The sequence below is a fragment of the Pasteurella bettyae CCUG 2042 genome, from assembly GCF_000262245.1.
Taxonomy (GTDB): Bacteria; Pseudomonadota; Gammaproteobacteria; order Enterobacterales; family Pasteurellaceae; genus Basfia; species Basfia bettyae.
On the sequence record NZ_AJSX01000030.1, the window covers coordinates 56972 to 77167 of the forward strand.

At 36.8% G+C, this 20196-nt stretch carries 20 protein-coding genes; 17 read left to right on the forward strand and 3 right to left on the reverse strand.

The features are described from left to right. Positions 1–3: 3 nt before the first annotated feature. From HMPREF1052_RS05480 to HMPREF1052_RS05555, 15 genes are all read left to right on the forward strand, one after another. Complete coding sequence (locus HMPREF1052_RS05480) at positions 4–966, forward strand: respiratory chain complex I subunit 1 family protein (protein WP_005760676.1); 963 nt, start codon at positions 4–6, stop codon at positions 964–966. Positions 967–976: 10 nt separating this feature from the next. Further along, positions 977–2434, forward strand: coding sequence for a hydrogenase 4 subunit D (locus tag HMPREF1052_RS05485; RefSeq protein ID WP_005760540.1), 1458 nt, complete (start codon positions 977–979; stop codon positions 2432–2434). Positions 2435–2443: 9 nt separating this feature from the next. Continuing rightward, complete coding sequence (gene hyfE, locus HMPREF1052_RS05490; RefSeq protein WP_005760610.1) at positions 2444–3082, forward strand: hydrogenase 4 membrane subunit; 639 nt, start codon at positions 2444–2446, stop codon at positions 3080–3082. A gap of 6 nt (positions 3083–3088) precedes the next feature. Next, positions 3089–4624, forward strand: coding sequence for a hydrogenase 4 subunit F (locus tag HMPREF1052_RS05495; protein ID WP_005760688.1), 1536 nt, complete (start codon positions 3089–3091; stop codon positions 4622–4624). Positions 4625–4641: 17 nt separating this feature from the next. Continuing rightward, on the forward strand, positions 4642–6372 hold the full coding sequence (locus HMPREF1052_RS05500; RefSeq protein WP_005760524.1) for a hydrogenase large subunit: 1731 nt from the start codon (positions 4642–4644) through the stop codon (positions 6370–6372). Positions 6373–6383: 11 nt separating this feature from the next. Further along, positions 6384–6995, forward strand: a complete 612-nt coding sequence (locus HMPREF1052_RS05505) for a formate hydrogenlyase complex iron-sulfur subunit (RefSeq protein WP_005760687.1) — start codon at positions 6384–6386, stop codon at positions 6993–6995. Continuing rightward, positions 6992–7768, forward strand: coding sequence for an NADH-quinone oxidoreductase subunit B family protein (locus HMPREF1052_RS05510; RefSeq protein ID WP_005760470.1), 777 nt, complete (start codon positions 6992–6994; stop codon positions 7766–7768). Before HMPREF1052_RS05505 ends, HMPREF1052_RS05510 begins: the two co-directional genes overlap by 4 nt. 78 nt (positions 7769–7846) lie before the next feature. Continuing rightward, complete coding sequence (locus HMPREF1052_RS05515; RefSeq protein ID WP_005760593.1) at positions 7847–8266, forward strand: formate hydrogenlyase maturation HycH family protein; 420 nt, start codon at positions 7847–7849, stop codon at positions 8264–8266. Positions 8267–8274: 8 nt separating this feature from the next. After that, a complete protein-coding gene (hycI, locus tag HMPREF1052_RS05520; RefSeq protein ID WP_005760512.1) occupies positions 8275–8733 on the forward strand; it encodes a hydrogenase maturation peptidase HycI in 459 nt (152 codons plus the stop codon). Positions 8734–8899: 166 nt separating this feature from the next. Continuing rightward, positions 8900–11053 (forward strand): formate dehydrogenase subunit alpha, encoded by a 2154-nt coding sequence (gene fdhF / locus HMPREF1052_RS05530; RefSeq protein WP_081484395.1) that lies wholly within the window; start codon positions 8900–8902, stop codon positions 11051–11053. 154 nt (positions 11054–11207) lie between these two features. Beyond that, positions 11208–11891, forward strand: coding sequence for a DUF4198 domain-containing protein (locus HMPREF1052_RS05535; RefSeq protein ID WP_005760464.1), 684 nt, complete (start codon positions 11208–11210; stop codon positions 11889–11891). Then, complete coding sequence (locus HMPREF1052_RS05540) at positions 11891–12391, forward strand: hypothetical protein (RefSeq protein ID WP_005760618.1); 501 nt, start codon at positions 11891–11893, stop codon at positions 12389–12391. Before HMPREF1052_RS05535 ends, HMPREF1052_RS05540 begins: the two co-directional genes overlap by 1 nt. Positions 12392–12393: 2 nt before the next feature. Next, positions 12394–13005, forward strand: a complete 612-nt coding sequence (cbiM, locus tag HMPREF1052_RS05545) for a cobalt transporter CbiM (RefSeq protein ID WP_005760685.1) — start codon at positions 12394–12396, stop codon at positions 13003–13005. Next, positions 13002–13703: an energy-coupling factor transporter transmembrane component T family protein gene (locus HMPREF1052_RS05550; protein WP_005760629.1), complete on the forward strand. Its 702-nt coding sequence runs from the start codon at positions 13002–13004 to the stop codon at positions 13701–13703. Before cbiM ends, HMPREF1052_RS05550 begins: the two co-directional genes overlap by 4 nt. After that, positions 13700–14329: an energy-coupling factor ABC transporter ATP-binding protein gene (locus HMPREF1052_RS05555; RefSeq protein ID WP_005760573.1), complete on the forward strand. Its 630-nt coding sequence runs from the start codon at positions 13700–13702 to the stop codon at positions 14327–14329. The genes HMPREF1052_RS05550 and HMPREF1052_RS05555 overlap by 4 nt, the downstream gene beginning before the upstream one ends. Before the next feature lie 34 nt (positions 14330–14363). On the opposite strand, the gene hypA is transcribed toward HMPREF1052_RS05555, so the two are convergent. From hypA to prfB, 3 genes are all read right to left on the reverse strand, one after another. Continuing rightward, complete coding sequence (gene hypA / locus HMPREF1052_RS05560) at positions 14364–14705, reverse strand: hydrogenase maturation nickel metallochaperone HypA (protein WP_005760678.1); 342 nt, start codon at positions 14703–14705, stop codon at positions 14364–14366. A gap of 81 nt (positions 14706–14786) precedes the next feature. Continuing rightward, positions 14787–16298: a lysine--tRNA ligase gene (lysS, locus tag HMPREF1052_RS05565; protein WP_005760476.1), complete on the reverse strand. Its 1512-nt coding sequence runs from the start codon at positions 16296–16298 to the stop codon at positions 14787–14789. A gap of 107 nt (positions 16299–16405) precedes the next feature. Further along, a protein-coding gene (gene prfB / locus HMPREF1052_RS05570; protein WP_115172892.1) for a peptide chain release factor 2 occupies positions 16406–17504 on the reverse strand; the annotation gives its coding sequence in 2 pieces (ribosomal slippage) (positions 16406–17428 and positions 17430–17504; 1098 coding nt in all). Between the two features lie 194 nt (positions 17505–17698). Here prfB and dsbC point away from each other — a divergent pair. After that, a complete protein-coding gene (dsbC, locus tag HMPREF1052_RS05575) occupies positions 17699–18382 on the forward strand; it encodes a bifunctional protein-disulfide isomerase/oxidoreductase DsbC (RefSeq protein WP_005760518.1) in 684 nt (227 codons plus the stop codon). 80 nt (positions 18383–18462) lie between these two features. Beyond that, positions 18463–20181 carry a single-stranded-DNA-specific exonuclease RecJ gene (gene recJ, locus HMPREF1052_RS05580; RefSeq protein ID WP_005760683.1) on the forward strand — a complete coding sequence of 573 codons (1719 nt, stop codon included), beginning with the start codon at positions 18463–18465 and terminating at the stop codon, positions 20179–20181. Positions 20182–20196: the final 15 nt, after the last annotated feature.

A 20196-nucleotide genomic window follows, 5' to 3' on the forward strand; every position in this document is an offset into this window, starting at 1 on the left:
GAGATGATTAATTTACCTTCAGAAATTGCAACATCAGTCGGTATGTTTGCTTTAGGTCTTGTTCAAGCGCTGATTCTCTTATTGTTAGCGCCATTATTCTCAGGTATTTCTCGTATGATTCGTGCGAGAGTTCAATCTCGCCGTGGACCTGGAATATTACAAGATTACCGTGATATTTTTAAATTAATGAAACGCCAAAACATTTTGCCAGATAATTCTGGGGCAGTATCAAAAACCATGCCCTACGTATTAATTAGCACAGTGTTAGTAATTGCAATGAGCTTACCAATGTTTACTTTAGCCTCACCATTTGGTACAGCAGGGGATTTAATTACAGCGATTTATCTTTTTGCATTATTCCGTTTCTTCTTTTCTATTGCTGGATTGGATAGTAATAGTACTTTCTCAAGTTTAGGTGCAAGCCGCGAAGTGACATTAGGTGTACTTGTTGAACCTACCTTAATGCTTTCTTTATTAATTATTGCATTAATTGCTGGATCAACAAATTTTGGTCTAATTAGTACCGCACTTGCTACAAAATCTTGGGTCGCTCCTGTTGCAACTATTGTGGCATTAATTGCCTGTGGTTTTGCCGTATTTATTGAAATGGGTAAAATTCCTTTCGATTTAGCAGAAGCAGAACAAGAGTTACAAGAAGGTCCATTAACTGAATATTCTGGCCCTGCTTTAGCTTTAATTAAAGTTGGCATAAGTTTAAAAGCCGTGATTGTGGCTTCCATTTTTGTTGGTGTGTTATTGCCATTCGGTGCGGCACAAGAGTTAACCCTAAGTGCGGTCATTTTCGGCGCAATTTGTTTCTTTATCAAATTGTTGATTGTATTTGTACTTGCTTGTGTATTTGAAAATACCTTATCTCGTACACGTTTTATGATGACAGGTCGTATTACCGTGATAGGTTTCGGTATTTCAGTGTTAGCTTTTGTATTTTACTTAATCGGATTGTAAGGAGAAGAAAATGGAAAATTTAGCTCTAATTACAATCATCTTACCATTTGTTGGTGCATTTTTAGTTGGATTGATTAAAAATCAAAACACCTTTCCTAAACTGGCGACCTTTTTTGCTGTGCTTGCAACTTTAGGTACGTTAGCTTTAGCACAACAGTGGTATATGAGTGGCGAAGCAACCGTTACTTATGATGTTGTACGTTTTGGTGATACGACTATTTTGGGCATTACTTTAGATGCCGTAAGCACATTAATTGCCTTTGCTGTTGTTGGTTTAGGTTTTTTAATTAGCTTATATTCTTGCGGCTATTTAACTGATAAGAATAAAGAACATTCGCATCCACCTCTACCTCGTTTCTATGCCTTTTTACTGATCTTTATTGGTGCCATGGCAGGTTTAGTATTGTCTTCAACTTTAGTGGGACAATTACTATTCTTCGAAATTACAGGGGCTTGTTCTTGGTCATTAATTAGTTATTACCAAACACCTAAAGCTCAGTCAGCAGCAATGAAAGCTTTAATTATTACTCATATTGGTTCATTAGGCTTATATGTGGCTGCTGCATATTTATTTAGTAAATCAGGCACTTTCTCTATTGCTGCATTAGACGCATTAGATCCAACGTCAAAAACCATCGTGCTCTTTGGGGTGATGTTTGCTGCATGGGGTAAATCAGCACAAATTCCAATGCAAATTTGGTTACCAAATGCGATGGAAGCACCAACACCCGTGAGTGCGTATTTGCACGCAGCATCAATGGTTAAAGTTGGCGTATACATCTTTGCAAGATCTGTTATGTCAGCAGGTAATATTCCTGAAATTGTCGGTGAAGTTGGTTTAATCATGGCAATGATTACCTTGATTTATGGCTTCTTAATGTACTTACCTCAAACGGATTTAAAACGTTTGTTGGCATACTCGACTATTACACAATTGGCCTATATTTTCATTGGGCTTTCATTAGCAGCCTTTGGCTCTAAACTTGCCTTTGTTGCGGCTATTTCTTATATCTTTAACCATGCTTTCGCAAAAAGTTTATTCTTCTTAGTTGCGGGTTCCTTAGCTTATTCAACAGGTACACGTTCAATGCCTCGCTTGAAAGGTATCATTAAAACGATGCCGTTAGTTGGTACTGGTTTTGGCGTTGGTGCATTAGCCATTGCCGGGGTTCCACCATTCAATGGTTTCTTCAGTAAATTCCCATTATTTGCAGCAGGCTTTGAATTAGGTGCTGAGCATCCTTGGATTACCACCTTGATGGTCATTGCTTTAATTGAAAGTGTAGCAACCTTTGTGTGGTTACTTTATAAATTTGGGCAATGTGTCCTCGGAGAAGCTTCTGAAGAAGTTAACAATGCACAACCTATTACCTTATCAATGAGTATTGTACTTGTTGTATTAATGGTGATGTCAGTTTGCTCAAGCTTTATTGCTGCATACTGGTTGAATATGTCGTGGTTAGGTTAGGAGGTCGTTATGTTAATGATTAATATCCTTGCAGGCTTGCTTATCCTAACTTCACTTCTTGTGATTATGGGAAAAACAGCAAGAAAATCTGCGTTATTTTATGCCTTGCAGTCATTAGTTTTAGTGGGATTATTTGTTTGCCTAGCAGGTGAGCTTAAATCACATTCATTATATATGTGGTCAATCAGTGCATTTATCACGAAAGTGATTTTAGTACCTGCAATTTTAATTTATGCCACTAAAAAAATTGATGAAAGTGCGGTACCAAAAAGCTTAAATTCTTCTTGGTTAATTCCAATTACCGCTATCATTGTGGTGGTATGTTATTTAGTCGTGAGTCCAATTAAACTTCCATTAGAAGAACATTTGAACTTAGTGTTATCTGTATCATTAAGCCATTTCTTACTTGGTATTTTATGTATTGTGTCTCAACGCAATATTTTGAAACAAGTTTTTGGTTATTGCTTAATGGAAAATGGTTCACATCTAACACTTGCCTTACTTGCAAGTAATGCACCAGAGTTAGTTGAAATCGGTATTGCAACAGATGCGTTCTTTGCAGTGATCATTTTGGTCGTTTTAGTGAATAAAATTTACCGCACTTTGAACACATTAGATGCAAAAGAATTAACGGAATTGAAGGGGTAATACGCTATGACAGAATGGATTTATGCGTTATTAATCGCACCTTTGGCAGTTTCCGTAGTGAGTTTTTTACTAGCAAAAAGTAAAAATCAAACATTAGTAACCGCACTTCATGTGACAGGTTTGATTTTGATGTTTGTTTTCTCATTAAAAGTGATTGCTGAAGTTTTAGAACAAGGTTCTATTTTAGCATTAGATAATTGGATTTATGTGGATAGCTTATCAGCCATCTTCATTGGTTTAATTGGTGTTGTTGGTGCTTTAGCAGGAATGTATTCAATTGGTTATATGAATACTGAATTGTCAGAAGTCCATATTGATTTCAAAACTTATACCTATTATCACGGCTTCTTACATTTGTTCTTCTTTACTATGTTAGTTTCAGTCACAACTAATAATCTCATTCTAATGTGGGTTGGTATTGAAGCAACAACATTAAGTTCCGCATTCTTAGTAGGAACCTATAAGCATAAAACTTCACTTGAAGCAGCTTGGAAGTACATCATTATTTGTTCTGTTGGAGTAGCCTTTGGTTTATACGGAACAATTTTGGTATTTAGCGGTGCAAATTCAATGTTACAAGATCCAAGCCAAGCAATTTTCTGGTCTGCAGTGAATGCTCAAGCTCAAAATTTAGATCCTTCATTACTTTATATTGCATTTGCTTTTATCCTAGTTGGCTTTGGTACTAAATGTGGTTTATTCCCAATGCATACTTGGTTATCAGATGCACATAGTGAGGCACCAAGCCCAGTGAGTGCAATTTTATCAGCTGTATTATTAAATTGTGCAATGTTAGTGGTGCTACGTTATTACACCATTATTTCTAAAGCTATTGGTGCAGAATATTTACAAACTTTATTCCTATGGTTTGGTTTAATTTCAGTGGGTATCGCTGCCTTATTCATTATTGTTCAAGCAGATATTAAACGTTTACTTGCTTATTCAAGTATTGAAAATATGGGATTAATTACCTTTGCATTTGGTTTAGGCGGTCCATTAGGAATGTTTGCTGGTTTATTACACACCATTAACCACAGTTTGGCGAAAACCTTATTATTCTGTGCATCAGGTAATATTTTATTAAAGTATAAAACCAGAGATATGAACCAAGTACGTGGTTTATGGAAAGTTGCACCTGTTACTGCGGTATTATTTGCTGGTGGTGGCTTAGCATTAGGTGGCGTGCCTCCATTTAACGTATTTGTGAGTGAATTTAGTGTGGCAGTTGCTGGTATTACAGCGGGTAAAACTTGGCTAGTGATTATCTGTTTATTGCTTCTTACTGTTGTACTTGCTGGTCTTGCAATGATGTTATTAAAAACGGTTTTAGGTAAACCAACTGATAATATCGAAACAGGTGAAGTGAGTAAAATTTCAGTATTAGCAATGGCAATCTTATTGTTATTAATGTTGATGATGGGTTTACATATCGCAGATCCAATTATGCAACTTCTTAAAAATTCAGTGGGAATTATTCTTGGTCAAGATAATGTTTCCTTTGGTGATATGTTGTTATTGCCTTGGCAAAGCTTAGGTAAATAGGTCAACAGGAGGAATATATGGAATTAACAAAAAATACATCAGTGGATCAAGCAAAAGCGCGTGGTAAAAATTACCTTGAAGCGATTAATGCGAAATTTCCAAATACAATTCTTGATGAAGAATGGTCAACTGAAAATCAAGTGACCATCACTATTAAAACCAATATGCTACCTGATGTAGTTGAGTATTTATATTATCAACATTACGGTTGGCTACCAGTTGCATTTGCTAATGATGAACGCAGTATTAATGGTCATTATGCAGTTTATTATGTGCTTTCAATGGAAGGTGAAGTGAAATCCTTTGTCACCGTAAAAGCCTTAGTGGATGCTGTTTCACTTGAATTTCCATCCGTAACACCTCGAGTTAAAGCAGCGGTATGGGCAGAACGTGAAATGTACGATATGTATGGTCTGAAAGCCGTAGGGTTGCCAGATCAACGACGTTTAGTGTTACCAGATGACTGGCCAGATGAAGTATTTCCACTTCGTAAAGATGCTATGGATTATCGTTTGCGTCCAGATCCAACAAGTGCAGTTGAGACTTATGAATTCATCAATGAAAAAGGTGAAGCTCGTATTGTGCCAATTGGTCCATTGCATATTACTTCCGATGAACCAGGACATTTCCGTTTATTTGTGGATGGTGAGGACATCGTCGATGCCGATTACCGTTTATTCTATGTTCACCGTGGTATGGAAAAGCTAGCAGAAACTCGTATGGATTATGACCAAGTGACATTCTTGGCTGACCGTGTATGTGGTATCTGTGGTTTTACCCATAGCGTCGCTTATTCAAATGCAGTAGAAAATGCATTGGGTATTCAAATTCCACAACGAGCTGAATGGATCCGTGCAATTTTACTTGAAGTCGAACGTTTACATAGCCACCTATTGAATTTAGGTTTGGCAAGCCACTTTACTGGCTTCGATACAGGCTTTATGCAATTCTTCCGTGTTCGTGAAAAATCCATGACTTTAGCGGAAGTTTTAACTGGTGCACGTAAAACTTATGGAATTAATCTAATTGGTGGTGTTCGCCGTGATATGTTAAAACACCAACGTGAACAATGCCGTAAGATTATTGCTGAAATGCGTGAAGAATTAATCACTTTAAGCGATATTTTAATGAATACGCCTAATATGGAACAACGTACCGTGGGTGTCGGGATCTTAGATCGTCAAGTTGCTCGTGATTTCAGCCCAGTAGGCCCTATGGTTCGTGCCAGTGGCTTTGACCGTGATGTTCGTTCGGTTCATCCATTCTCAGGTTATGGAGACATTCCATTTAATATTCATGTAGAACAAAACGGTGATGTATTATCTCGTTTGAAAGTTCGTATTAATGAAGTTTTTGAATCCATGAATATTATTGATTATATGGTGGATAATTTACCAAAAGGTGAATTATTAGTTGAAGGGTTTAATTATACCCCGGGTCGTTTTGCATTAGGCATTACAGAAGCCCCTCGAGGTGAAGATATTCACTGGGCAATGCTAGGTAATAACCAAAAATTATTCCGTTGGCGTTGTCGTGCTGCGACCTATGCAAACTGGCCAACATTACGTTATATGCTTCGTGGAAATACCGTTTCTGATGCGGCATTAATCATTGGTAGCCTTGACCCATGTTATTCTTGTACTGACCGTGTTACGGTGGTAGATGTGAATAAACGTAAGGCTAAAAATGTAGCTTATAAAGAAATTGAACGTTATGGTATTGAGCGTAAAAACTCACCATTGAAATAAGGAAGTGGTCTATGTTTAAGTTATTAAAGACAGTTTTTAAAGCTGGGGATGTAACCACAAAATATCCCTTCAAACCTTATGAAGTGGATCCTGATTTTCGTGGTAGACCAGAATTAAATTCAGATCAATGTATTGTGTGCGGTGCCTGTACAATTGCTTGTCCAGCCAATGCATTAACCTTGAATACTAATGCTGAACAAGGTGATCGTACATGGTCATTATTTTTAGGACGTTGTATTTTCTGTGGTCGATGTGAAGAAGTGTGTCCAACGAAAGCGATTCGTTTAACACAAGACTTCGAGCTTTCAGTGAAAAATAAGCAAGATTTATATCAAGAAACTACATTTAAAACAGCTAGTTGCCAACAATGTGGTACGCCATTTATTTCTTATAAAGAATTAAATTATGCGGTAGATCTTCTTAAACAACAAGCTTATGACCCTGAAGATGTCAATAAAAAGCTCGCTGTATTACATACTTGTCCAGATTGTAAACGCCAAAATAGTTTGAATAAAACGGCTAGAATGGAAGATAAAATGCAACTTCCATTGAGTGATTTCAGTATTGAAAAAATTGAAACCGTTGCAAAAGAGCTTGAATATGTTGGGGGAGAAATAAGATGAATACACAAATTCCTATGCCCGTAAATGGCGTATCTACGCCGTTTACGATAGATGAAAGCATTGCCAAAATGAAACAAACCTTACTCAAGGATATTCAACGTTCAGCTTATGTATATCGTGTAGACTGTGGTGGTTGTAATGGTTGTGAAATTGAAATTTTTGGCACCATTACTCCAGCATTTGACGCAGAACGTTTTGGTATTAAGGTTGTCGCCTCTCCTCGCCATGCAGATATTTTGCTATTTACAGGCTCTGTGACTCGTGCAATGCGTACCCCTGCCATGCGTGCCTATCAAGCTGCACCAGATCCTAAAATTTGTATTTCTTATGGTGCTTGTGGTTGTGGTGGCGGTATTTTCCACGATCTTTACTGTGTATGGGGCGGAACAGATCAAATTGTTCCTGTTGATGTCTATATTCCAGGTTGTCCACCAACACCCGCAGCAACTATTTATGGTTTTGCGATGGCATTAGGCTTATTGGATCAAAAATTAAAAGGAAAACAAGAGATTGCAGATTCCACTGCAGCAGCAAAAGTTCGTTTTCCTAAGATTCCTCATGATCTTCGTATTACGCTTGAACGTGAAGCTCGTCGTTTAGCAGGTTATCGCCAAGGTGGAGATATTGCGGATAAATTTATGAGTATGATGTGCGAAAATCAAGAAGAGCCTTTTGCAGTACGTCTTGGTGAATTTTTAGAGCGAGAATCCGATCCTCGTTTAAGTGAGATTGTGACAAGATTGCATCGAATTAGCCAACCATTCTCAGGTTAGCTCATAGAAAGTGCGGTCTATTTTGAAAAAATTTTATCAAAATGAACCGCACTTTGATTAGTCAATAAGGATTATTCAATGACAACACAAGTTATCTTTTACCTTCTTAATCAACGATTTATGGAAAAAGAAGAACGTGATGATATTCCAGAAGAAGCAAAGCAAGTCGTATATTACTCTTTAGCGATTGGGCATCATGTGGGGATTGTTGATTGCTTTAAGAAATTAATTGTTTGTGATTATGATGAATATCAAAAATTTGTAGAAAGTTTTCCAGAGGGGGAGGCACGACGTAAGTTTGCTGGATTAATTAAATTTGGTGAAATTGTTATTGATGTTAGTCATGTCAATTTATTAGCGAAAGCACTAGATGACAATAAGGGAAATTTCTCTCTGCTTCATCAACAATGGGCAGAAACTTTATTGGATACATTAGCATCAATACAACGTGAGCCAGTTATGTATATTATGGTTAAACGTCGAGATAACAAGGAATAGAAGCGCTTATGACAACTGAAAATGTAATGCTTGCAGTAGGCAATTCAATGATGGGCGATGATGGTGCAGGTCCTTTACTTGCGGAAATGATGGAGGCGAATCCTATCCCTAATTGGACAGTGGTAGATGGCGGTTCGGCACCTGAAAATTATTCTCATACTGTACGTGCACTACGCCCGAAACGTTTATTAATTGTTGATGCCTCAGATATGCAACAAGATATTGGATCTTTAAGAATTATTGATAAAGATTTGATTGCCGAAATGTTGTTTATGAGTACGCATAATATGCCACTTAACTATTTAATTGAGCAACTTGAAGAAGATATTGAAGAAATTATTTTTGTGGGAATTCAGCCTGATTTAGTGTCGTTTGGTTTTCCTATGACAGAAAAAGTGAAAGCTGCTGTCGAGCACCTTTATTCGCTAATTAAAGATAATAGAATTAACGATATTCAGGCGTTATAACATTTCACTAAAGCAAAGTGAAAATTAATAAAAAATATGTTTTAAATCAATAAATACTCATTTTTTATAGGGGATTGTTGATTAATTGAGCGTATTATAGAAGAGAACAAATTAACCATTCTGAGTGATTAGTTTGAGATTTATTATTAACTGAAGGACATTCATTATGAAAAAAGTGATTACTGTCTGTCCGTATTGCGCATCAGGTTGTAAGATCAATTTATTGGTTGAAAACAACAAAATTGTGGGTGCTGAAGGCGCAAACGGAAAAACCAATGAGGGAGAACTCTGCCTCAAAGGGTATTTTGGATGGGATTTCGTCCATGATACTCGTATCCTAACTCCTCGGCTTACTCAGCCAATGATTCGCTATAAAAGAGGCGAAGCATTCACACCAGTAAGTTGGGATGAAGCCATTTCTTATACTGCAAGACGTCTTTCTGAAATTAAAGAAAAGTATGGTAATGAATCTATCATGGTAACGGGGTCATCTCGTGGTCCAGGTAATGAAGTTAACTATGTGATGCAAAAATTTGCACGTGCAGTATTACGAAACAACAATGTTGACTGTTGTGCGCGCGTTTGACACGGTCCTTCTGTAACAGGTCTGCTCAAATCGGTCGGAAACGGCGCAATGTCTAACTCAATCGTAGAGATTGAAGACACCAAATGTGTATTTATTTTTGGCTATAATGCATCGACATCTCACCCAATTGTGGCGAGACGAATTAATCATGCCAAAGCGAAGGGTGCAAAAATCATTGTTTGTGATCCTCGTAAAATCGAGACAGCACGTATTGCAGATATTTATGCACCATTAAATAACGCAAGTAATGTCGCATTTCTTAATGCGATGATGAACGTCATCCTAGAAGAAGGTCTGCAAGATCAAGCATTTATTGATGCTCATACAGAGAACTTTGAGCAATTCTATGAGATTATCAAGTCTTATACGCCAGAATCTACTCAACATATTACAGGTATTGAACCAGAAATGTTGCGTGAAATTGCTCGTACCTATGCCAAAGCGGAAACTGCAACCATTTTATGGGGTATGGGGGTTTGTCAATTTAGACAAGGGGTTGAAACTGTACGAGCTTTAGCCAGTTTAGCAATGCTTACAGGTAATCTTGGTAAACCAAATGTTGGGGTAAACCCTGTACGTGGTCAAAATAACGTACAAGGTGCTTGTGACATGGGGGCTTTATTTAATACCTTGCCAGGCTACCAACGTTTAAATGACCCTGTAGCCATGGCAAAATTTGCGAAAGCTTATGGTATTCCTGAAATGAATCCAAAACCAGGTGTACCGTTAAGTGAAGTGCCAGAAGCCATAATGGAAGATAAAATTAAAGCTTTCTACATTATGGGGGAAGATACTTTACAAACAGAGCCAGATATCAATGCAGTTAAAAAAGCTTTTGAAAAAGTAGAATTTTTAATTGTTCAAGATATTTTTATGACACAAACTGCAGCAGAAGCTGATGTTTTATTACCAGCAACTTCTTGTGCTGAGCATGAAGGGGTATATAGTGCGGCGGACCGTGGTTTCCAACGTTTTTATAAAGCAGTTGAACCAGTAGGCGATGTTAAAGATGACTGGCAAATTATTAGTGAAATTGCAACTGCAATGGGTTACCCAATGCATTACAATAATACTAAAGAAATTTGGGATGAATTACGTTCATTATGTGATCTTTACAAAGGTGCAACTTACGAAAAAATGGAAGGATTGGGTTATATCCAATGGCCTTGTACTGATGAAGGTCCTGAAGATCAAGGTACCAGCTTTTTGTATAAAAACCAAGTCTTTGACCGTCCAAATGGTAAGGCAGAGTTCTTTGCTTGCGACTGGGAACCACCAATGGAAACATTGACAGATGAATTCCCATTAGTCTTATCTACCGTACGTGAAGTTGGACATTATTCATGTCGTTCAATGACAGGTAACTGCCGAGCATTGGCAGCACTTGCAGATGAACCAGGATATGTTCAAATGAACGATGAAGATGCAAAAGCATTAGGCATTAAGAATAATGATCTTGTGTGGATTGCTTCACCTCGTGGTAAAGTTATTTCACGTGCCGATGTCAGCAGCCGTACCAATAAAGGTGCTTGCTACATGACATATCAATGGTGGATTGGTAAATGTAATGAACTTACAGCAGAACACTTAAATCCTGGTTCTAGAACACCAGAATATAAGTATAGTGCGGTCCGTATTGATAAAATAGAAGATCAACGTTGGGCTGAGCATTATGTTGTAACGGAATACACTAAACTCAAACAACGTTTAAAAGATACCGCACTTGTGGCGTAATTATTGAAAATTGAATGGAAAAGGCACATTTAGTGCCTTTTTTATTGGCTTTTTTTAGTGATTTTAGGTTGATTAATAAACATATTTTTTCTTGACTCTAAAGTTACTTCATAGTTTAAGATGAGTATGAATTTTTAACAAGGAGAGCTAAAAAATGAAAAAAACTACCTTATTTCTAACCGCACTTTTTGCTTTTTCAGCTAATGCACATAATGTTTGGTTAGAGCCAGATACGGGAAATCACTTAGGATATGTGATGAAGTTTGGCCATGAAGAAACGGAAACTTATCCTGAACATAAAGTCAAAGAGATTAAGCTATTGAATCAGAAAGGGCAACTATCTGATGCAAAATATAATTTTGAGAAAGGTGAAGCTCATTTCTTAGCTGATAATGCTTCCATGGTATTTTTAAAATTTGATAACGGTGTTTGGTCTAAATTACCAAATGGTAAATATGTAGAAAAAACAAAAGCTCAAGAACCTACCGCAGAATCGACTTCTAACCCTGTAAAATTAGGTAAAGCTATTTTACATTGGGATGAACAAGCAATGAAAAATCATAATATGGAATATGAACTTATTCCTCAACAAAAGCCTGAAGTAGGAACACCGCTTCCAATCTTAGTTTTGCATCAAGGTAAGCCTGTTGAAGGTATTAAGGTAGGCATTGATGGTGATGATGCTTCTTTTAAAGCAACTAATCAGAAAGGAATTGTTGAATATACTCCAGTAAAAGGAACTAATAAAATATTAGCTAAATTTGCTGAAAAAGTGGTGGGCAATCCAGATTATTCAGATCGTAAAATTTCATATATGTTAACATTTGATGCGAAATAATGAAAATATTACAAATTCTTACCGTACTTTTTACTTTGGTTACAGGCTTGTTCTGTAGCCAAAGTTGCTTTGCGCATAGTCTTTATATTTTTGCTCAATATGATGGACAAGCCATTACTGGAAAATCTTATTATTCAGATATGACGCCTGCAGCTGAAACTTATGTGGAAGCTTTTCGAGAAGGTGAATCAAGCCCCGCGGTTTCAGGAAAAACAGATAAAAAAGGTTTATTTCATTTACCTATAACAGGCGAAGCAAATTTTAAAGTGGTAATTGAAGGTGAAGAAGGACATCGTGCAACGGTGATGGCAGACAGAATTTCATCCTCAAATGCCGATAATGGTGCATTAATGCTTATTCGAGAGGATATTAATCGTCTTAAAGATAAAATCTATCTTCATGATATTTTAGGTGGAATTGGATATATCTTTGGGATTATTGGGCTTCTCGCTTGGTTTAAAAATTATTCTAATCGCAAGAATAAAAGGGAGAATGTGTAGCCATGCATCTATCAGAAGGTGTATTGCATAGCCAAACACTTATCGCTGGTGCTGTATTTGCCGTAATAGGTTTAAGCATTGGCATTCGGAAAATGGATTATCAAAAATTACCCCTAACAGCACTTTTTGCCTCGGCTTTTTTTGTTGCAGGAACAATTCATGTACCAGTGGGTATCAGTAGTGTACATTTGATTTTGAATGGAATGGCAGGTTTGTTTCTTGGCTGGGCAGTATTCCCAGCGTTTTGTATCGCATTATTATTGCAGGTGATTTTATTTTCTTTCGGTGGATTTACCGTATTAGGTGTGAATTTATGTGTAATGGCATTACCCGCAGTGTTAATTCATTATATGTTTCGCCGTATTTTACAAGAGCATTCTAGCGTATTGACTAAAGTTTTAGTGGGCGCGAGTGCTGGTTTTTTGGGCGTTGGATTAGCCGCATTGTTTGCTTCACTTGTATTAGCTTTTGATGGTGGAAGTCGTTATCAGGATCTGATTTTATTGTTAATCCTTAGCCATCTGCCTATTTTTATTGTAGATTCAGTGATCAGTGCGATTGTGATTGTCATTTTAGGTAAAATGTATCCAAGCTTATTGAATTTACGTACATGATGAAATTGGCTTTTTTTACCCCGCATTTTCGACTACTTTATGCTTTTGGTATAGGTCTTATCATTAGTGCGATCACGGATATTCCAACTTTAGCATGGCTAACATGCATCGCTTATATCGCTTTGTTGCTTTTTTTATATTTTAACCAGCAATCTATTATCCCTTATGTTAAACGTTGGTTATCTCTTAATGTATTTACCTTATTATTATGGTTAACTTTAAGTTGGCAAGTCAGTAATTCTGGGATTGATTTTTCTCCTCTAGGTATTCACACTGCATTGTTAATTACATTTAGAATGAACTTGATCTTTTGTAGTTTTTGCCTTCTATTGTATGACATTAATGATGTACGCTTAGTACAGGCAATTAGCCAACTACCATTACCCAATAAGTTTATTCAATTATTTATTCTAACAGTGCGTTATATCAGTTTGCTAGCTGAAGAAAACCGACGCATTAGTATTGCTATGCAGGCGAGGGGATTTCAAGCTAAATGTAATTGGCGTACCTTTGAAGTGTTAGCTCAGCGAGTAGCATTATTATTAGTAAGAGCTTTGATTAAAGTGGAAGTGGTAGAAATGGCTCTTAGAGCAAGAGGATTTAAGTTCCAATCACAGTCTAGTTTATTAGAAAAACCATGGTGGAAATATGTGGAAATTTTTACCGCACTTTTTGCCATCGCATGGATAATTAAATGATGGTATTAGAGATTAAAGAACTTTCAGTATCACGCTACAGTAAACCTGTTTTACAAAATATCAGTTTTCAATTACATGAAGATGAACGCTTGTTTTTACAAGGAGAGATTGGTTGTGGTAAAACCACATTGTTACATACCTTGCTAGGTTTTATACCATTCCAACAAGGAAATATACGATTATTTGGTCAATCTTGCCGCACTGAAAAGGATTTTATGCCATATCGTGGTAAAATTGGTCTATGTTTTCAGTCTCCTGATGATCAGCTTTTTGGTCCGACAGTCTTGGAAGATGTAGCATTTGGCTTAATTAATCAAGGTATTAATAACCAAACAGCAAAAGAAATGGCATTACAACAACTAGAAATACTTGGCGTAGAAGCATTAAAAGATCGTCCAATCCATGTGTTATCAGGTGGAGAGAAAAATATGGTGGCATTAGCAGGGGTGTTAGTCATGCAACCTAAACTGCTTTTCTTGGATGAGCCAACTAATGGATTGGATCAAAAAAATATAAAAAAACTGACCGCACTTTTGAAAGCATTAAACCTTCCTATGCTGATTGCTTCCCATGATCTTGCCTTTTCTCAACAAATGGCAGACTCTGTACTTTGGCTAGATAAATAATTCATCATAAAATGGTAATTAGTTAGACAATATTTTACTCTACGGCAATTTCTTTAATTCTGAGTTCATCGCCACTTTGACGTTGTAGATGAATGCTTCCACATTCTGGACAAGCATCTTGATGTGCTTTAATTTCTACTAGCTTTTCACAATGCCAACAGTAAGCTTGTGCGGGAATAGGGATAAAGTGTAGCTTACAATTTTCCATTAGGGTATCTTTACTACAAACATCAAAGCAAAATTCAATAGCATCAGGTTCAATACAAGATAGCGGACCAATCTCTAGCCAAAGATCTGTCACTTTAGACACATTATTCTTACGACACTGTTCTTCAACAATTTCCATAATATTCTGAGTGAGCGACATTTCATGCATAATTTATCCTTAAAAGTACGGTAGAAAAGTAGAAAATTTTGATAAAAAATTGGGTATCCTAAGATACCCAAATTTCATCAATTAAACTTTATGTTTCATTGCTGGGAATAGAATAACATCACGAATAGAAGGCGCGTTTGCATATAACATTGCCAAACGATCGATTCCTAGACCTTCACCCGCAGTTGGAGGAAGACCATGTTCAAGCGCGGTAACAAAATCATCGTCTTTGAACATTGCTTCATCATCACCAGCATCTTTTGCTGCGACTTGTGCATCAAAACGTTCTGCTTGGTCTTCAGCATCATTTAATTCTGAGAAACCGTTACCGATTTCACGACCGCCGATAAATAATTCAAAACGATCAGTTACTTCTGGATTTTCATCATTACGACGAGCCAATGGTGAAATTTCAGCAGGATGAGCCATTAAGAAAGTTGGTTGAATAAGATGGTGTTCCGCCACTTCTTCAAAAATTGCATTTACAAGAGAACCTAAGCCCCAAGATTTTTGAATCGCAATACCTAATTTAGTAGCTACTGCCTTAGCACGATCTAAATCATATAAATCTTCTTTAACGATGCCTTTTGCTGCACCATATTTAATAACGGCATCGTGCATAGTGATACGTTCAAATGGTTTACCAAAATCAAATTCATATTCACCATAAGGGACGATAGTAGTGCCTAAAATATCTAATGCTAATTTACGTAGCAATTCTTCAGTGTTATCCATTAAATCATGATAATCTGCATAAGCTTGATAGTATTCGATCATCGTAAATTCAGGATTGTGACGAACAGAAACCCCTTCGTTACGGAAGTTACGGTTTAATTCGAATACTCGTTCAAAACCGCCTACGACTAAACGTTTTAAGTAAAGTTCAGGGGCAATACGTAAATACATATCAATGTCTAACGCATTATGATGAGTCACAAATGGACGAGCTGCCGCACCGCCTGGAATCACTTGTAACATAGGTGTTTCAACTTCAATAAAACCTTTGCCAATAAAGTATTCACGAATACCAGCAATAACTTTTGAACGAATTACAAATGTGCGACGTGATTCATCATTAGAAATTAAATCTAAATAACGTTGACGATAACGAATTTCCTGATCGCTTAAACCATGGAATTTATCTGGTAATGGGCGAAGTGCTTTGGTTAATAATTGAACTTCATGAGCTTTAACTGTTAGTTCATTGGTTTTTGTTTTGAATAAGCTGCCTTTAATACCAACAATATCACCTAAATCCCAACTTTTGACATATTCTGCGTAAACACCTTCAGGTAAATTATCACGAGCAACATATAGTTGAATACGTCCACTCATATCTTGAATTGTGATGAAAGTTGCTTTACCCATGGTACGACGAGTCATAATACGACCAGCAACTGAAACTGAAATATCCTTTTCGCTTAATTCTTCACCTTCAAGAGCATCATATTGATGATGTAAATCTTCCGTTAATGCATCACGGCGAAATGTATTTGGGAATGCGTTACCTTTGGCACGCAAAGCAGCAAGTTTTTCACGACGCACAGCCATTTCACCATGAAAATCTAATTCTGGGGTTTGTTGTTCTGACATTTTATTTTACCTTTATGTAGGGTGGATGTTTGCCACCATGTAAACTTTATATTTGAATTTTTAAATTTTAGAATGATGTTGCTGAGCTAATTAGCCCAGCTTACAATTTACAAACCAGCTTTCAAGCTAGCTTCAATAAACTTATCTAAATCACCGTCTAATACGGCTTGTGTATTACGATTCTCAACACCTGTACGTAAATCTTTAATGCGTGCATCATCTAGAACATAAGAGCGAATTTGACTGCCCCAACCAATATCAGATTTGGAATCTTCCAATGCTTGTTTGTCTGCATTTTTCTTTTGTAATTCCATTTCATAGAGCTTAGCCTTCAACTGCTTCATACATTGATCTTTGTTTTTATGTTGCGAACGATCGTTTTGGCATTGCACCACAATTCCACTTGGAATATGGGTAATACGTACCGCACTTTCTGTACGATTAACATGTTGACCACCAGCACCTGAAGCTCGATAAACATCGATACGCAGATCCGCTGGATTAATTTCGATATCAATATCATCATCAATTTCAGGATAAATGAAAGCAGCTGCAAATGATGTATGGCGACGATTATTGCTATCGAAAGGGCTTTTACGCACTAAACGGTGAATTCCAGTTTCTGTCCGTAGCCAGCCAAAAGCATATTCACCAGAAACACGAATTGTTGCTGATTTTAAACCTGCAACATCACCATCTGAGACTTCCATAAGTTCTGTTTTAAAGCCTTTGCTTTCTGCCCAACGTAAATACATTCGAAGTAGCATTTCCGTCCAGTCTTGCGCTTCAGTACCGCCAGATCCTGCTTGCAGATCCACATAACAATCGCAAGCATCATGTTCACCACTAAACATACGACGAAATTCAAGAATTTCTAATTGTTTTTCTAAATCTTCTAGTTCAGCCACAGCTTCATTAAAGGTTTCTTCATCTTCACCTTCGATGGCTAATTCCAGTAAACCATCAACATCTTCTAAACCTTGATCGAGTTTTTTAATGGTGTTCACTACAATTTCTAATGCAGAACGTTCTTTCCCTAATGCTTGTGCTTTTTCAGGGTTATTCCATACATCTGGTTGTTCAAGTTCAGCATTCACTTCTTCTAAACGTTCAAGTTTAGATTCAAAGTCAAAGATACCCCCTAAGGATATTGGTTCGTTCAGTAAGATCTGAGATTTTATTTTTAATCGGATTAATTTCAAACATATAAAATAAGATAATTATTTACAATAAATAAAGTGCTAATTATAGGCTATTTTGATGATGTTGGATAGTGGGCTATTAGGCGTGATAAAAAGAAATGTAGGGTTTTTATTGAGTAAATATTGTTATTATTTCTTGCACAATTTCTTAATCTTTCTATAATTCATCACTTATCCATTAATTTAGGAATGCTAAAAATGAAAAAAATGCTAACCGCACTTTCTTTAATGTTTATTACAACTGTTACTTTAGCTGATGATGCACAAATTAAAGCACAATTAAACAAATTAGGTGCAACTGACATTGAAGTCAAAGAATCTCCTATTAAAGGAATGAAAACTGTTGTTACAAATGAGGGTGTTTTGTATACAACAGAAGATGGAAAATATGCGATTCAAGGTAAGCTTTTTGAATTAACGGATAAAGGTGCGGTAGATGTGAGTGGTAAGGCACTATATAGTACTTTAGAAAGTTATAAAGATGAAATGATAGTTTACCCTGCAAAAAATGAGAAATATGTGGTGACCATTTTCATGGATATTACTTGTGCATATTGTCAAAAATTACATAATGAAGTGAAAGAATATAATGACTTAGGCATTACTTTACGCTATTTGGCTTTTCCTCGTGGTGGATTAGATACTAATACAGCAAAACAAATGGAAACCATCTTTACCGCATCAGATAAAGCTTTTGCATTGACTGAAGCACAAAATGGTCATTTACCAAAAGAATTGAAAACACCCAATATTGTTAAGAAACATTATAAGTTAGGTATTCAATACGGAGTCCGTGGTACGCCAAGTATTATTACTAGTTCTGGTGAATTAATAGGCGGTTATGTGCCAGCAAAAGATTTATTACGCATGCTAGAAGGATAGTCTTGTTAGCCTTAAAGGCTAAGGTGCATCTGGCTTAAGTTAATATTGCTCTACAATATCTATTTCCTATTCAATAAATAATGAATAAACTTATTCAACGTCGTTCTGTTCCTTATGGTGCATCGGTTTGCGAGCACCCTTTGTTAGATCGTTTGTATCGTTCTCGTCATATCGAAAATTCTCAACAATTAGACCGCACTTTGCAAGCGATGTTAGCTCCTCAGCTTTTACAAGGTATTGATGAGGCTGTAAATTTATTGCTTAAAGCACGAGATCAACAGCAAAATATAGTGATTGTTGGTGACTTTGATGCTGATGGTGCAACGAGTACTGCATTAGCTGTTACTGCATTACGCCAGCTAGGATTTAATTCTGTAAATTATTTAATTCCTAATCGTTTTGATCAGGGCTATGGATTAAGTGTTGCAGTTGCTAAAATTGCCTGTGAACAGCAAGCCGAGTTGCTTATTACGGTGGATAATGGTGTGTCTTCTTTTGAAGGTGTCGCTTTTTTAAAAGAGCATGGGGTAAATGTTTTAATTACCGATCATCATTTACCACCAGAAACATTGCCTAATGCAGATGCGATTGTTAACCCGAATTTGACAACATGCGAGTTTCCATCAAAAGCTTTAGCGGGTGTAGGTGTCATCTTTTATTTAATGCTGGCATTGCGTGCAAAATTACGTGAGCTAGGTATATTTGATGCTAAAACACAGCCTAATTTTACAGAATTATTAGATCTAGTTGCATTAGGTACGATTGCTGATGTTGTACCTCTTGATCAAAATAATCGAATACTCGCTTATCAGGGGCTTGCACGAATTCGTGCTGGGCGTTGTCGACATGGTATTCGAGCTTTAATAGAAGTTACGAATAAAGATATTCATCAATTAAGTGCCAGTGATCTTGGCTTCTCGATTGCTCCTCGTTTGAATGCCGCAGGTCGTTTAGATAGCATGTCAGTTGGAGTGGAATTGCTTTTAGCTGATTCAATGGAAGTCGCTAGAGGACTTGCTTTAGAACTTGATAGTTTAAATCAAACACGTAAAGAGATTGAGCAAGGAATGAAAATGGAGGCATTAGAAATTTGCCGAAATTTGACCGCACTTAAATCTGATTTACCTATGGGAATTGCCCTTTATCAAGCTGACTGGCACCAAGGAGTGCTTGGAATTTTAGCTGCACGAATTAAAGATCAATTTCATCGTCCTGTAGTGGCGTTTACGCAGGAGCAAGAGGGAATTTTGAAGGGCTCTGCCCGTTCTATTGAGGGATTGCATATACGTGATGTTTTAGCACATATGAATACCTTATATCCAAATATGATCTTAAAATTTGGTGGGCATGCAATGGCTGCGGGCTTAACCATTCATGAAGCATCATATGCGGAATTCCAACATCTCTTTAACCAAGTGGTCACCGAATGGCTTGATATGGATGGTTTACAGGGCATTGTGTGGACTGATGGAGAATTATCTTTAGAGCTGATGACACTTGATACAGCTGAATTATTGAAACAATCTGGGCCCTGGGGACAAGCTTTTCCAGAGCCGATATTTGATGGCGAGTTTAAAATTTTACAACAACGTTTAGTAGGGGAACACCATTTAAAAATGTTAGTGGAGCCTATAAAGGGCGGACCTCTTATGGATGCCATTGCTTTTAATATTGATACCCGCTATTATCCTGACTTATCTATTCGTACAGCAGTATTAGCGTATAAATTAGATATAAATGAATTTCGAGGTAATCGAGATATTCAATTATTAGTGGATTATATCCAACCTATTAGTTAATTTTTATACAATTTT

Bases quoted from the DNA above. Each gene is read 5' to 3' on its own strand.
- HMPREF1052_RS05480 (WP_005760676.1), top strand. From the start codon at position 4: ATGATTAATTTACCTTCAGAAATTGCAACATCAGTCGGTATGTTTGCT.
- HMPREF1052_RS05485 (WP_005760540.1), top strand. From the start codon at position 977: ATGGAAAATTTAGCTCTAATTACAATCATCTTACCATTTGTTGGTGCA.
- hyfE (WP_005760610.1), top strand. From the start codon at position 2,444: ATGTTAATGATTAATATCCTTGCAGGCTTGCTTATCCTAACTTCACTT.
- HMPREF1052_RS05495 (WP_005760688.1), top strand. From the start codon at position 3,089: ATGACAGAATGGATTTATGCGTTATTAATCGCACCTTTGGCAGTTTCC.
- HMPREF1052_RS05500 (WP_005760524.1), top strand. From the start codon at position 4,642: ATGGAATTAACAAAAAATACATCAGTGGATCAAGCAAAAGCGCGTGGT.
- HMPREF1052_RS05505 (WP_005760687.1), top strand. From the start codon at position 6,384: ATGTTTAAGTTATTAAAGACAGTTTTTAAAGCTGGGGATGTAACCACA.
- HMPREF1052_RS05510 (WP_005760470.1), top strand. From the start codon at position 6,992: ATGAATACACAAATTCCTATGCCCGTAAATGGCGTATCTACGCCGTTT.
- HMPREF1052_RS05515 (WP_005760593.1), top strand. From the start codon at position 7,847: ATGACAACACAAGTTATCTTTTACCTTCTTAATCAACGATTTATGGAA.
- hycI (WP_005760512.1), top strand. From the start codon at position 8,275: ATGACAACTGAAAATGTAATGCTTGCAGTAGGCAATTCAATGATGGGC.
- HMPREF1052_RS05535 (WP_005760464.1), top strand. From the start codon at position 11,208: ATGAAAAAAACTACCTTATTTCTAACCGCACTTTTTGCTTTTTCAGCT.
- HMPREF1052_RS05540 (WP_005760618.1), top strand. From the start codon at position 11,891: ATGAAAATATTACAAATTCTTACCGTACTTTTTACTTTGGTTACAGGC.
- cbiM (WP_005760685.1), top strand. From the start codon at position 12,394: ATGCATCTATCAGAAGGTGTATTGCATAGCCAAACACTTATCGCTGGT.
- HMPREF1052_RS05550 (WP_005760629.1), top strand. From the start codon at position 13,002: ATGATGAAATTGGCTTTTTTTACCCCGCATTTTCGACTACTTTATGCT.
- HMPREF1052_RS05555 (WP_005760573.1), top strand. From the start codon at position 13,700: ATGATGGTATTAGAGATTAAAGAACTTTCAGTATCACGCTACAGTAAA.
- hypA (WP_005760678.1), bottom strand. From the start codon at position 14,705: ATGCATGAAATGTCGCTCACTCAGAATATTATGGAAATTGTTGAAGAA.
- lysS (WP_005760476.1), bottom strand. From the start codon at position 16,298: ATGTCAGAACAACAAACCCCAGAATTAGATTTTCATGGTGAAATGGCT.
- dsbC (WP_005760518.1), top strand. From the start codon at position 17,699: ATGAAAAAAATGCTAACCGCACTTTCTTTAATGTTTATTACAACTGTT.
- recJ (WP_005760683.1), top strand. From the start codon at position 18,463: ATGAATAAACTTATTCAACGTCGTTCTGTTCCTTATGGTGCATCGGTT.